Raw genomic sequence first — 13,204 nt, 5'->3', positions numbered from 1 at the left:
GGTTGGATGCGGTCGTCTTCCTTGGCGTGTTGACGTGGCGGCTTCTGCCAGCCAAGCGGATGCAAAATGCGTGCTGAGCAGGGCAGCTTCCTAACACTTTACCCCTCCATTCCCGATTTTCTCAAGAATGAAAAGACTGTCTACCAGTGTCGAAGGCTTCGACAGGATCCTCAACGGCGGCTTGTTCGAGGGCGGCGTTTATATCCTCGAAGGGCCGCCTGGCGTCGGGAAGACCACGCTGGCCAATCAGATTGCCTACACGCTGGCCAGACGAGAGACTCGAACGCTCTACGTCACGATGTTGGCGGAATCTCATTCGCGCATGCTTCAGCACATGGGAGGACAGCTGTTTTTTGACCACCAGGAAGTCAATTCCAAAGTTTTCTACGTGAGCGGTTATCGGGAGCTGGAGCAGGGTGGGTTGAAATCGGTGGTCGCCCTGTTGCAAGGAGAACTGGCGCGCCATCGCGCGGGCTTGCTGGTCATCGACGGACTGGTTGTCGGCGGTCCGGTCTCCATGTCGGATGACTCGGTGAGACAGTTCGTCCATGAGCTGCAAAGCCTAGTTTCCGCGATGTCTTGTACTTGCCTTGTGCTGACAAGCGGCAATGGCAATGCCCTGAGCGCTGAGCAGACGATGGTCGACGGGATCTTCTCATTTGAGGACCACGCGTTCCACTGGCGCGCTGAGCGCCGCATGCAGGTGCGCAAATTCCGAGGCAGTCAGGTCATCCGCGGCAAACACACCTTCTGCATCTCCTCGAATGGACTGCAGTTCTTCCCACGGCTTGAAAGCTTGCCAGCGCCTTCGCCGACGGGAATGTTGGGGCCTGCTGCGTTGCCGTCGGGTGTGCCAGCGCTGGATGAAGTCCTACGGGCGGGCGGGCTTCTTTCCGGCAGCGCCTCTGTCGTCATTGGGCAAAGTGGCTCCGGTAAAACCACCCTGGCGTTAGCGTTCGCGGCCGCCTCCACTGCTCAGAATCCTGGATTGCTGCTGCCGTGCACCGAGTTGGCAGGTGATTTGCGGCGCATGGGCGCAGAGTTGGGATTGGCGGTGGTGCAGGCTGCGGACTGCGGGGCATTGACGGTTGAACCGCTTGGTCACGAGGATGAGTCCATGGACGAGATGGGGCACAAGCTCTTGCGAATGGTCGATGAGCTCAAGATCCGCCGTTTGGCTGTCGACGGCTTGGCCGGGCTGGCGGACACGCTGGCGTTTTCCGAGCGTGGCTATCGCTTCCTAGGTCGCCTGCTGGCAGAGCTCAAGGCCAGAGGAGTCACCTCGATTTTCACCGTCGATCCCGCCGCGCTGGCGGTTGCCGCCAATACGCCCTTGGCGGAGGGCGTCGTCGGTTGGTTCGACAACGCTTTCGTTTTTCAATCACCATGCGATGGTGACGGGAACTCAAGCAAGCGCATTCTCTCCATCACGAAGATTCGTGGAGGTCATGCCTCGCGGACGACTGTTGATGTACATCTACCCTTGCTCGATGCAAGCACGCATACGAGCAACTGAGTGAAGGTCCGTCCCGATGAAGCTCATTTTGGTTGTCGAGGACGAGTATGGCAACGCGCAAATTCTTCGTCTCTTGCTGGAGACGGAGGGTTATCGCGTGGCCTCCGCTTCGAACGGCAAGGCAGCGCTTGAACTGCTTTCGGGCGAAGCACCCGCCTTGATCATCTCGGACTTCATGATGCCGATCATGAACGGCGGCGAGTTCGGCGAAGCGGTGCGCCGGGATCCGGTGCTTTGCCGGATTCCGTTCATCATGATGAGCGCTACTGACGAAGACGTCGTTCGAAAAATCTTTCGCGGCTACGACGCCTTCTTGGTCAAGCCTTTCGAAATCGACCCCCTCTTGTCACTCGTTCAACGTCTGGTGACCAATGGCCGTCCTCCCCAACCCAGCAGTGAAGAGATCAGCGAGTCAATGAGGCAGCTCATGCGGGGCTTGAAGCTCCCCGGTCGCGACGAGTAAGCCGCACAGGCAAGTCCCTCACAGACTGGCACCGCTGCGTAGCGCGCGGTGCTTCAGCATGATGTGTCCCATGGGTCGGGGATCCGCTGCGCTGCGCTAGCTCGACAGCGCCATCGTGGATGCGCCAGCTGCCAGCTCGTTGACTGTGATCGCCATCTCGGTTACCTCGAGGGGGCCGTAGTTGGAGAGGAACGCGACATCAGCCGCATCGCGTCCATAGGCCAATACGATTCGACCGCCTCGAGGTTCCGCCTGCGTCGCGTCAAATGTGTACCACCGCCCGCCAACGAAAGCCTCGAACCAGGCGTGCATGTCCATCGGCTCAAGTTGATGCAGGTAGCCGACCACCAAGCGGGCAGGAATGCGCAAGGCACGGCACAGCCCGATGGCCACATGCGAGAAATCGCGACAGACGCCGGCGCCATCTGAGAGGGTGTCGAGTGCATCGGTAGATCCGTCGCTCACTCCATACCGGTACTCCAGGTGCTCATGGATCCAGCGTCGAATGGCTTCGACCTGGGCGTAGCCGGATTTGGTGTCCCCGGCGATCTGGAGCGCACGGTCCTCCATCTTGTCAGAGGGGCAGTAGCGGCTTTGAAGCAAATATTGGAGTGTGTCCGAGGGCAGGTCGCGCACCGCCACCGCCTCGGCATCAGGCGCAACGGCAATCGCGGCTTCGGCTTCCATGATCATCTCGACCTCTATGCACATGTCACCTTTCGGTACAGTCAAGCGCTGACACAGGTTGCCGAACACGTCGACGTACTCCGTGGTTGTGACCCACGGGTGAAGTTCGTAGCGTTCGCTGACCATCCACTGTGCGTCGCCACTGCGCGGACGAAGCATTGCCACGACAGGGCAGTCGCTACTCACTCGCACTCTCATTTTGCATGTGGCGTGAAGTCGCATATTTCTTTCTCGGTAGAGAGATTGGATGAGGAAGCGACCGCCCGAAATCTGGCTTCTGGTGCAACCCTTGCACATCGCCGATTCTGTCGGTTGCGGCCGAGTTATTGAGTTGCTATCAACGTTTGCGCCCGGAAAGTTTGCACATGTTGGTTATAAACCGTGCGCGGTTCTCAAGGTACGTGTTCCCGGAGCAAGAGTTGTGCCCTTCCAGGGAGAACCTTCGCTGATCCGATGGTCGCCAGGGGCTGATGCGACGTGGGTGGGTGCCGACCGAGGATTCCTCTCACTCGAGACGATGGAAATGCATGGGTGCGAGACAGACGTGCACCAGTCACAGATCAGGACCCATCGGAGATCTGCTGGCGGTCCACTGCTCGAGCGTACCTCAAGGGGTTGAGGCCTTCTCCAGCATGGGAAGTCATTTGACTTTGAAAAATCAATGCAAAAAGGGGAGGGCAGAAAGTCGAGGTCTTTTTGCCTTCGCCTCTCGCCAGACTCCAAGATGCCAGAGCTTACATCCCGATCAAGCTCGCCATCGCGCGTGCAATTGGGCTATCAAAGCGCATCTTGCCTTCGACTGCGGCAAAGCAGATGCAGTCGGCCCCGTTGGTGACGGTCGGGCAATGATGGATGCTGTGATCCGCGGCATCAAAGTCACCTGCGCCGAATACCTCACGCCCATCGGCAAAAGCGCCATGAAGCACCTGGGTGAGCTCGGTGCCGTTGTGGGTATGAAAAGGCAGGCTGCGTCCTGAGCCGATGCGTAACAAGAAAAGCTTCGCATCCGGGTCCGAAGGAAGGCGAAGTCGGCTCCACCGCATGCCAGGAGCGAGAAACCTCCAGGGGGTTGAGGTGCAGGCCTCGAGCGCGCGAGGCCACGCCATGCCGGCGGGCAAGGAAGGACGCTCGCCCCGATCGAAGGTGCGTGATGCTGCTGTTGGGCGAGCCTGTACCGGCCGATCGATCGTCGCGAGTGTCCGTGCCAGCGCTTGCGGCGAAAGAGATGCAGGCGGCAGGTCCTCAAGCGTGATCCCGCCGACCGCTTCAAAGAGTCCAAGGCGCTCCTGGCATCGCGTGCAGGTTTCGATGTGAGTGCGAACTACGAGGGTCGCGCCGATAGAGAGCGTTCCTGCGGCGAGTGATAGCAATAGGTCGTCAGCAGGGTGATGGCGAATCATTGTTGCATTCCTTCAAGCAACTCGCGCAGACGCGCAAGCGCCCTTCGAATGCGCGACTTCACAGTGCCCAAAGGAAGCCCAAGCTCTTGCGCGATCTCTGGATGGGGATGATCTTTGAAAAAGGACAGGCTCAGCAGGTGCTTTTGCTCGGGAGAAAGCTGAGACATGGCCAGTCGGATGCGTGCCGCATTCTGGCCAGTCCACACACCGTCTTCCAAAGCAGGACCCGGGTCAACCAACTGCGCCGCCAGATCCTCTTCGTCCGGCACCAAGGGGACGCTGTCTCGGCGCAAAGAATCCACCCGAAGGTTTCTTGCGATCGCGAAGATCCATGTGGACAATGCCGCTCGCTTCGGGTCGAAGAGCTTGGCCTTTCGCCAAAGGCTCACCATCGTTTCCTGCGCCAGTTCCTCGGCCGACGTTTCCGAAGAGCCACAAAGCATCATGTAAGACTTGACCCTCGGTGCAAAATGTTTGAAGAGCGCCGCGAAAGCCTGTCGATTGTTGGTAGCCGCAACTGCCGCCACCCACTCATTGAGTTGTTCACTGGTTGGCACTGCACTTCGTCGCTGCGTTTTGGGTACGCTAGACAGCCAGGGAAGCTTGGACACCCCCGGGCCGGGTTCGGGCACTACGACTTCTTGAACGGCGCTCATGCCCCCTGTACGCCCCTTGGGCTCGTTTGGATCATAAGAGGGCCAAGATCGGAGGCGAAAATTGTAACAATCGACTGGGCGGGCCCGTTTCCCGTGACGCCGACTGCTCTCAACGTCTCGGGGTAAGCGCGGTTCAGCGCCAGCGCTGCTGCGTGCGGCATCAACGGCAAGACAGCCGTGTCTTTGCGGCGGTGCGCCGAGCGCGGGTCGCGCTGGCATGGATGCCGGCTCCGGTATCGCGAGGCAGCGACTGCCTAGAACGCCGTTGCAACCGAGGTTGAGTGTCGCTGGGAATCTGGGAAGATTTGGCGTTGCGCCCCTGGCGGCTCTCTGCTTGGAATCCCTCAATGTCGTCTCTTCAAGCCCCTTCTGACGCACTGCTGCAGGCGTTGTTGCTCCATGGCGGATGCGCCGTGTGCTGTTACGACGCCCAGAATCGCATCACTGGTTGGAATGCTCTCTATACAGAGTTTTTTCCGGAAGTCGCCTCCTGGATTCAGGTGGGAACGACGTTCGAGGAAACGTTGGAGGCATTTCTGCGGCTACAGCATCCAGCGTCGACGCCTGAGCAGATGGTCCAGGCGACGAAAAATGGCATGTTTAGGCACTTGAACGACCATGGGCCCATCCAATATCAGCGAGCTGACGGCCGATGGCTCGAGCTTCGCATGTTCTCGCTGCCAGAGGGTGGACGCTTCAAGATCTGGAGAGACATCAGTACTCAAATCGCGCCAGGCACGGATAGCGAGCTGTTGCATCGACTCATTGCGGCAGTCAACGTGGGCATCACGGTCCATGATGCCCATGGAGGCCTGCGCTATGTGAACACGAGATTTTTCTCGGAACACTTTCTTAGTCTTATTCGAGGTCTTCCGGCAATTGAACGGAGAGTTACCCAAGGGAGTTACTGGAAGAAGTTTCACGAGATATTCGAGCGCGACGCTGAGTTCGAAATACTGTGCCTGAGCGAAGTTGAAGGTCCGCTGCATCACCCGGTGACACTTCAGGCTCGGTCAGGTCGCTTCTATCGTATCCAAGAACAATGGTGGGAAGATGAACTGGTCAGCATCTGGACTGATGTGACCGACGTGATTTCTCGGAAGAGAGCGCTGCAGCAGGCGCACTCTGAGCTTTCAGTGCTAAATCGCCAGTTGGTCGAACTGTCGGAAACGGATTCGCTGACAGGTTTGGCCAATAGAAGACGATTTGGAGTACAGCTCGAACGTGCTCAGCAAGCAGTCGTCGAAGGTGCGCATGCAGCTGTCGCAATATTCGACCTTGACTTTTTCAAGGCCGTCAACGATCGCTATGGGCATGATGCAGGAGATGTCGTATTGGTCGAAGCCGCAAAAATGCTCCAGGTTCATCAAGGTGACGACATCTGTGTCGCCAGACTTGGTGGCGAGGAGTTCGGAATGGTGTTTCGCGGCATGGAGGTCGCCGATGTGCTCGCGGTTTGCGAGGACCTGCGTCGCGCGTTCTCTCAAAGCCATTTTAGGATCGGAGCGCAGCGTTTGCGTGTCACCGTCTCGGTTGGGGTCGCGCCATTGACTGAATCTCGGAATCAGTCCGTTTCGTTGAAAAAAGCAGATGATTCGCTATGGAAAGCAAAGTCGGCCGGTCGCGACTGTGTCATGTTTGAGTTGAGCTGGCCTCATGTCCGTGACGGAGTCGACGATCTCCAAGTCATCACGGATATCCTGGCCGATGATGAGCCTCTCAGTCCGGAAGCCTTGCGTGAGAAGTATGCTTTGCCGGTCAATCAGCATCCTGTATTCACTCGGCCCCATTGGCAAGACGCCGTGCGGCGCAGAGAAACCGTAGACGACTATTGGGGATGGGTCAGCTACGAGATTGAAGCGCGAAGCCAAGACCAGTGAGTTGCGTCCAACGATGCCCCACGTTGTGTTGGTAGGATCGGAAGACGCGATCTATCGATCCTTGTTCGGGCGCTTTGACTGGATGCGGCTGGTCTGATTAGCTTGACGATTAGATGGCTCTGGAATCCACGGGTTAAACATCGGGCGCTGGACGCAGCTGCTCGCTCGTCGAACTGGCAAGTCCGGTCGGCGAGTGCAATTTTGGCTGAGTGCCATGCGCGTAGTTTGTGCTCGGCAGGGAACTCCTGAGGCGCTACGGCCTTGCAATCGCTGCGGGCGTCTCCGGCCAGCGCTGCGGCACACGGCGGAGGCTGGCCACGGAATAGCCCAGTTCCTTCAGACGTGCCACCGCATTCTGGTAGGACGTCTCGGAGATTTGCGGCGTGCGCGCCATGATCCAAGCGTAGTCGCGGTCGCTGCGACCTATGATGGCCAGTTGGTAGTCGCTGTCGATGTCGACGATCACGTATTCGGCCTTGATCGGCCAGACGAACTGCATGCCCCAGACCGCATTGTTGGTCCCGGGCACTACAGTGGCAATCGGGTACATCGTCTTGAGCTTGCCGTCGAAGGCGCCTTCGCGATAGCGGAACCGAGTGGCGATCCTGCCGTCGGCCTGCAGCGTATACGACTCGACCGCGTTGAATGCGTTGCGCTCGGGGCGCGTGGGGATGTTCCCGATGACATACCAATCGCCAACGAAGCGCTGCAGGTCGACCTGCGGCACCGGCCGGATCTTGACATTCGGTGACACAGCGCAGCTGGCAACGAATAGCGTCGTGAGCAGGGCTGCGGCAAGCAGGACGGTCGGCTTGACCAGCCGCGGAGACAGGCGCTGCATAGGGGCGGCTCCGGAAGTTTGGTGCAAGGTACGGGTCGGTGCGCGCTGGATACGTCGGACGGCGCCCCGCGGCTTTGCAAGCCCGCTCAGCGCATTGGCCTGGCACGTTCCATCAACCTGGGGCGAATCCCGTGTTCTGCCCCGCCGAGGTTGTCGGGAGGGGCGGCCTTCCAGAAGATGAGGCCAGTACCAGAAGCTGTCTAGCGGGTAAGGCGGCTCGCGCAGGAGGCTTGGCGCACGGCCATCGATTAGCCCGACGATAAGGCGCTCGACCTGCGCACGTGCCCCCTCAGCTCGACTGGTGACGAGGCATCGGCTGTCCGCGTGAGTCATCACTGTATGCCGCCCCGTTAGGGGTCAGCCGTGGCCCTCGATGCCGCGAAGCTGACATGGATGAAAGATAGTTCGCGACATGGCCAATCAAATGGCGCAGACTGCTATGCCCAACGCGACCAATACCAGTTGCGTTTAACGAAAGAAAGCCTCTTATGGTCACAGTCGCGTTATTCGTTCGCCTGGAAGCGAAGCCCGGGAAGGAGAAAGACGTCGAAGATTTTCTCGTGGGTGGCCGTCCTCTCGTCATGCAAGAGCCCGCCACTACCGCTTGGTTTGGCATTCGCCTTGGGCCAACAACCTTCGGAATTTTCGACGCCTTTCCGGATGAAGCAGGCCGCCAAGCCCATCTTTCCGGCAAGGTTGCGGCGGCTTTGATGGCACAGGCAGGTGAGCTGTTCTCCGAGCCGCCGTCCATTCAGAATGTAGACGTGCTGGCGGCAAAGTTACCCGGCTGAATATTCTCCAAATCGATGGCCGAGAGACCTTCGCTGCGCACCACACGCTGAAGCCGTCGTGCATAGAAATGTTGATGCGCATGGCCCGCGTATCGGCGAGAAATGGCCGTGGTGGGCGTTCCCGCCTCTCAGCGCGCGGACTACGTGCGCACGCAGTTGCTCTGCGCCGGAGCGTACCTGCACCGGCTTTGCGCACAGTCACAGCGCGTCGATGCGGATCATCGCAGGACGCCCATGGTGGTGACAAGGATAAGTCACGGTCAAGCCGGCCATTCTTCACTGCAAGACGCGGAACTTTGAGGTTGCGAACGATCGCTGCATGGTCGACCTGTAGCAGCGCGGTATGGAGGAGGCAGGAGCTGATTACGAGCCTGCTCGTGCAAAAAGACGAACTTTGACTACAGATTGGGTGTTCTGTAGCGACTAAAAGCGTCTCCATGCCTACGCCAAAAGCAAAAATCGATAGGGTGCAGCGGTTGTCCGCTGAAGAGCGTCTGAGCCAACCCACGCCTGAGGAATGGCTGCAGCGGCTGGACGAGACTTGGCTTCGTCCAGGGCTCTTGGTGCGGCCGAGCGATTTCGCCCCCGCTGCGGCCGCACGCGATTCTTCCGTGAGAGGCGTCAGTCGTCCATCCTCTGAGCGGAAAGCCTGAGGACGGGTCCCCAGGTGCCCGCCTGCTCTACAGTTCCGAGACGAGACGTACGTCCTGCGCTGGGTCCTGATGAAGTATCAGCGCCCAAGTCAACTCGAACCCTCGTAGTGCTTTCTCGGGGAGCGAGCTCGCTTCAAGGTGTGCTTGCGAAAACTGTCGCTGCTGCACGAGCTCGTCAGCGAGAAGGGTTGGATGCGGATGCGCCTTGATCAAAGCGCGTAAAGCGGCGGTCAGCGCAATCTCCGTTCCAAGAACGTTGGCCGCTGACGCGTTTTCTGTTGCCTCTTCCGGTGTGGTCATTGTGTGCCTCCCTTGCGGGTTCCGTGTTGAGGAACTTCGACTCTACTGCAAGAGGGGGCCCACGTGCTGAACACCCCAGGGCCCGGCGCATCTTCTTGCTTCTGAGCTGACGGAGACAGTCTGGTCTGTGGTACCCACTCGCGCAGTGATGCCGAAGGCGAGACCGCCACATGCGAGATGAGCAGCCGATCTTGCACGGCGCGCGTCGACATGAATTTCATGCTGCGCATGCACTTGTTGGTCGTGATCTGTGATGCGGCGAGGGAAGCCATGGATGCCGTGCGACATCCCATGTCGCAGGCGACCCGCGACCTTCGCACGGGAACGCCGAAGCTGCGGGGCAATGTCAAGGGGCGCGAGATCGAACGCACTACGCTGTCTTCGTCTCGCCAGCTCTTGAATGCTCGCGTTCCGGGGCTCTGGACTTGCACGCACCCTCTTTTGACCGCGTCACGCGGGCGATGCGCGAGTACGTTTGAAGGATCGGCTTACAGGTTCGAGATGAGCCTTGCCGTTGCTGTGGTTCGATTCGCCCCCGACTGCGGACTCATGCTTTCGGGGAGGTTGCTGCGCTGGACGGGCTGGCTGGCAAGGGCCGCTTCTCATTTCGCGCGCAACATGGAATCAGATATGTTTTTTGCTCGAACGATCAGCTCGCGCACAACCAACGCGGCCGCCTTGCCGATAACGTCGTGTTGGTCGGCGTCAAGATGAATTCCGTCGATGTCGCTGCGGCCCGTGATGGGGTTCAGGTCAAAGAAGTGAACAGATTTCGCCACCGCCATCTCTGCCAGCGCCGCGGCGAAGCCGTTGCTTCGCTCGACCGCACCTTCGAACTTTTTCTCGTTGGTGCCCTTCGGCTGAACGATCTCCGGCGGTGCCACGACCAGGATGCGAGGCTGCGGCATGCCGGGTTCCAACGGGGCATGGCGTACGATTTCAACCAGCTTTCCGACGCCGGAGGCGGCTGCCCAGGCCTTGATGCCGAAGGGGGCCTGGAAGTCGTTGGTTCCCAACTGAATGATCACCAACTCCAGCGGGGAGCACATCTCGATCACCTCGCCGAGACCTGCCGCGCCATTTCGCCCCGGGCGAAATGGATCGTCCCAGATCGTTTTCCGGCCGGGAAGGCAGTTCTCGACGACTCGGATCTCCCGCAAACCGGCGCTGTGAAGTGCGGCTTCCAGAACACCCGGCCACCGTTGATCGAAGGCGTAACGTTCGCGGGTGCCGGGGACCATGCCCCAACTCATGCTGTCCCCGTACACAAGGATTTGCTTCATGGCCTGACCGTTTCTGTCAAAGGGGATGTTGCTTCACGAGCATGGGCGCCCAGTCCATCAGGACGTGCATTCGTCGCGCAGCAGCACGCTTGCCAACGCCGCCGAGTACACCTTGGACTCGAGACTGTCCGTGCGGCTGGTGAGGACCACAGGCTTTTTCGTTCCCAGCACGACACCGGCACAAGACGCACCAGCCATGTAAACGAGCGACTTGTAGAGGGCGTTGCCAGCTTCGAGGTTTGGCATCAGAAGAATGTCTGCTCTGCCGGCGACGGATGAGTCGATGCCCTTGGCGCTCGCAGATGCCATGGACACCGCGTTGTCGAAGGCAAGCGGACCATCCACAGCCGCATTGATGATCTGACCACGCTGCGCCATCTTCGCGATGGCTGCGGCATCGAGCGTGCTCGGAGCACCCGGTAAGACCGATTCGGTGAAGGAGACAACAGCCGCTTTTGGCCGGACAACGCCGAGCGCTCTTGCCAAATGAATGGCATGTTCAAGAATTTCCACCTTCTCGCCCAAGGTCGGTGCCACGTTCACGACGCAGTCGGAGATGATCAGCGGTGATGAGCGGCCCGGCACTTGCAGCACGAAGGCATGAGAAATGCGCCGCTGCGTGCGCAGCCCGTCGATACGCGCGATCACCGCGCGCATCAGTTCATCGGTGTGGAGTGAGCCCTTCATCAACATGTCGAGGGTTCCGGCGGCGGCATGCTTGCACGCTTTCTGAGCAGCCGACGCAGCGTCGGCGCCGGTGTCGATCAACTCAAATCGCTCCAGATCGATGCCTTCGCGCGCCCCGAGCTCGAGCAGACGATCGCGCGGGCCGAACAAGCTCACATCAGCGATGTCTTCATCGGTCAGCCGATCGCCTGTCCTGAGCGCGGCTGCGTCGCAGGGAAACACCATGGCGATCTTCCGCCGGCCGCATTGACGGGCGGTCGCGAGCAGGCCGTCGAGAAAAGTGCTGCTGCTTTGCCCGGCGACGCAGGCAGGCGATGAGTTGGGGGCGGTCATAGAGTGCGATGTTGAAGAGGGCTGGGCGTGCCGGTCAGGCGACGGGTTCCTGTGCGGAGGTGGCCGGCAGTGCGCTCGAATGACGCAGCCGTGTCTTTGTCAAGGCGCCGGCTGTCTCCAGGATCGGGTACGCGATGGAGCAGATGAGGGAGTTGATGCGCTTGAGATCGCTGATGAGATCGAGGTGCAGTGAGCTTGTCTCGATGCTTTGGCTCGTCTGCATCTGGAGACGTGCAAGATGGTTGGTGGCATACGCGTGTTCCAGCTCGCGGAACCGGGCCTTCTCCTCAAGCAGTGCTCTCGCATCGTGCACCTGGCCGTCCAGGAAAACGCTCATCGCCAGCCTCAGGTTGGCAATCAATCGCGAGTGCAGATCCGCGATTTCTCCCATCCCGGCATCCGAGAAGCGGCTGGCCTTGCGGATCTGCTTGTCCTCGAGGTCTTGGATCACATGCTCGATGAGGTCACCAACCTGTTCCATGTGGATGGTGAACGAGACAATGTTCGACCAGCGGCGTCCTTCTTTCTCCGGCAACGCATCGCGAGGGATCTGCGTGAGGTAAAACTTGATCGACGAGCAGATTTCGTCGACGCGGTCGTCCATCTTGCGCAACTGCTCGGCCAGCGTGAGGTCGGCGTTGCGAAGCACCGGGAGAATGCCGGTGAGCATGGCTTCAACCAGATCCGCTTGGTGCAGGGCCTCGCGAGCCGCACAGCTGATCGCGAGGGAAGGGGTCGCCAGGGCGCCAGGATCGAGATGTCGCGGGCGGATCTCGCCGAGCGGCGCGGCAGGGGTGGGCAGCAGCGTTTCGACAACCTTCGCCATCGGTCCCGTCAGTCCGATCAGAAGCACGGCCCGCGTGAGGTTGAACCCCAGGTGAAAGGCAATCACCTGGGTATGCAAGCTCGAGAAGTTCTGTTGCAGCAGATGTTCGATCTGGGGGAGCATGACCACGGCCAGGGCGCATCCGAGCAGCTTGAACAGCAGGCTGCCGAGCGGAAGCCGCATGCGGATCGCACGTGGTCCCGAACTGGTGAGTAGCGCCAGAATTCCGCTGCCGATGTTTGCGCCCAACACGAGGCACATTGCCATCGGCATCGGCAGAACGCCCGAAGCCGTCAATGTTGCGGTCAGGAGCACAAAAGCGAGACTTGAGTAGGTCGCCATCGTCAACAAGGCGCCGACGACGATCTCCAGAAGCACATCGTCGGGCAGCGCGAGCACCAAGCTGCGGAACGTTGCAGAGGCGAGCAGGGGCTGGGTCGCGCTGACGATCAGTTGCAGCCCGAGCGTGATCAGCCCGAAGCCAATCAGCACATGGCCCACGCGGGCGCGCGGTCGCTTGTCTGAGCCGGTGACGAGCACGACCCCCGCGAGCACGAGCAGCGGTGAAAGCCAGGACAGGTCGAAGGAGAAGACCACCGCCATCAGGCTGGTGCCCACCTCCGCGCCGAGCATCACGGCCAATCCGGCGGGCAGGCCGACCAGGCCGCTGCCGACGAACGATGAAATGAGTACCGCGGTGGCCGTGCTCGACTGGACGATGCCTGTCACCGTCACGCCCGCGAACATCGCCAGGAAGCGATTTTTCAGGCTGCGCGAGAGAACATCGCGTAGGTTGGCGCCAAAGAGTTGAATGACGCCGGTGCGCACGATCCCCGTGCCCCACACGAGCAGAGCGATCGCAGCGAGAAGGTTGAGCAAGTGGATCAT

The 13,204-nt window shown here is 60.0% G+C and carries 12 protein-coding genes; 4 read left to right on the top strand and 8 right to left on the bottom strand.

From position 1 onward, the window contains the following. Positions 1–127 precede the first annotated feature (127 nt). Both R0232_RS41305 and R0232_RS41300 read left to right on the top strand, forming a co-directional pair. Positions 128–1,516: an RAD55 family ATPase gene (locus tag R0232_RS41305; protein ID WP_431513186.1), complete on the top strand. Its 1,389-nt coding sequence runs from the start codon at positions 128–130 to the stop codon at positions 1,514–1,516. 16 nt (positions 1,517–1,532) lie between these two features. Continuing rightward, complete coding sequence (locus R0232_RS41300; RefSeq protein WP_431513185.1) at positions 1,533–1,979, top strand: response regulator; 447 nt, start codon at positions 1,533–1,535, stop codon at positions 1,977–1,979. A 96-nt stretch (positions 1,980–2,075) separates the two neighbouring features. Here the strand turns inward: R0232_RS41300 and R0232_RS41295 are convergent, their stop codons facing one another. From R0232_RS41295 to R0232_RS41285, 3 genes are all read right to left on the bottom strand, one after another. After that, positions 2,076–2,792 (bottom strand): transglutaminase-like domain-containing protein, encoded by a 717-nt coding sequence (locus tag R0232_RS41295; protein WP_431513184.1) that lies wholly within the window; start codon positions 2,790–2,792, stop codon positions 2,076–2,078. Positions 2,793–3,400: 608 nt separating this feature from the next. Continuing rightward, on the bottom strand, positions 3,401–4,066 hold the full coding sequence (locus R0232_RS41290; RefSeq protein ID WP_208507308.1) for a ChrR family anti-sigma-E factor: 666 nt from the start codon (positions 4,064–4,066) through the stop codon (positions 3,401–3,403). After that, positions 4,063–4,722 carry a sigma-70 family RNA polymerase sigma factor gene (locus R0232_RS41285; protein ID WP_431513183.1) on the bottom strand — a complete coding sequence of 220 codons (660 nt, stop codon included), beginning with the start codon at positions 4,720–4,722 and terminating at the stop codon, positions 4,063–4,065. The genes R0232_RS41290 and R0232_RS41285 overlap by 4 nt, the downstream gene beginning before the upstream one ends. 347 nt (positions 4,723–5,069) lie before the next feature. Between R0232_RS41285 and R0232_RS41280 the strand changes: the two genes are divergently transcribed. Next, on the top strand, positions 5,070–6,602 hold the full coding sequence (locus tag R0232_RS41280) for a diguanylate cyclase (RefSeq protein WP_431513182.1): 1,533 nt from the start codon (positions 5,070–5,072) through the stop codon (positions 6,600–6,602). A 253-nt stretch (positions 6,603–6,855) separates the two neighbouring features. Here the strand turns inward: R0232_RS41280 and R0232_RS41275 are convergent, their stop codons facing one another. Further along, complete coding sequence (locus tag R0232_RS41275; protein WP_431513181.1) at positions 6,856–7,443, bottom strand: lipocalin family protein; 588 nt, start codon at positions 7,441–7,443, stop codon at positions 6,856–6,858. Positions 7,444–7,931: 488 nt separating this feature from the next. On the opposite strand from R0232_RS41275, the gene R0232_RS41270 reads away from it, so the two are divergent. Beyond that, on the top strand, positions 7,932–8,234 hold the full coding sequence (locus tag R0232_RS41270) for a putative quinol monooxygenase (RefSeq protein ID WP_208507312.1): 303 nt from the start codon (positions 7,932–7,934) through the stop codon (positions 8,232–8,234). A gap of 680 nt (positions 8,235–8,914) precedes the next feature. Here R0232_RS41270 and R0232_RS41265 read toward each other — a convergent pair. The 4 genes from R0232_RS41265 to R0232_RS41250 form a co-directional block, all read right to left on the bottom strand. Then, positions 8,915–9,187: a hypothetical protein gene (locus R0232_RS41265; RefSeq protein WP_431513180.1), complete on the bottom strand. Its 273-nt coding sequence runs from the start codon at positions 9,185–9,187 to the stop codon at positions 8,915–8,917. 602 nt (positions 9,188–9,789) lie between these two features. Next, entirely contained in the window at positions 9,790–10,470 is a 681-nt protein-coding gene (locus tag R0232_RS41260) for an SGNH/GDSL hydrolase family protein (protein ID WP_431513179.1), read from the bottom strand. A 57-nt stretch (positions 10,471–10,527) separates the two neighbouring features. Beyond that, the gene (locus R0232_RS41255) at positions 10,528–11,490 is read right to left on the bottom strand and encodes a bifunctional enoyl-CoA hydratase/phosphate acetyltransferase (RefSeq protein WP_431513178.1); all 963 of its coding nucleotides are present in this window, start codon (positions 11,488–11,490) and stop codon (positions 10,528–10,530) included. 34 nt (positions 11,491–11,524) lie between these two features. Continuing rightward, positions 11,525–13,204 (bottom strand): Na/Pi cotransporter family protein, encoded by a 1,680-nt coding sequence (locus R0232_RS41250; protein ID WP_431513177.1) that lies wholly within the window; start codon positions 13,202–13,204, stop codon positions 11,525–11,527.

The sequence above is a fragment of the Variovorax sp. DAIF25 genome, from assembly GCF_050711835.1.
Classification (GTDB): domain Bacteria; phylum Pseudomonadota; class Gammaproteobacteria; order Burkholderiales; family Burkholderiaceae_C; genus Variovorax.
Note: the sequence above shows the minus strand (reverse complement) of the source record. Positions and strands in the feature narration are given on the sequence as shown.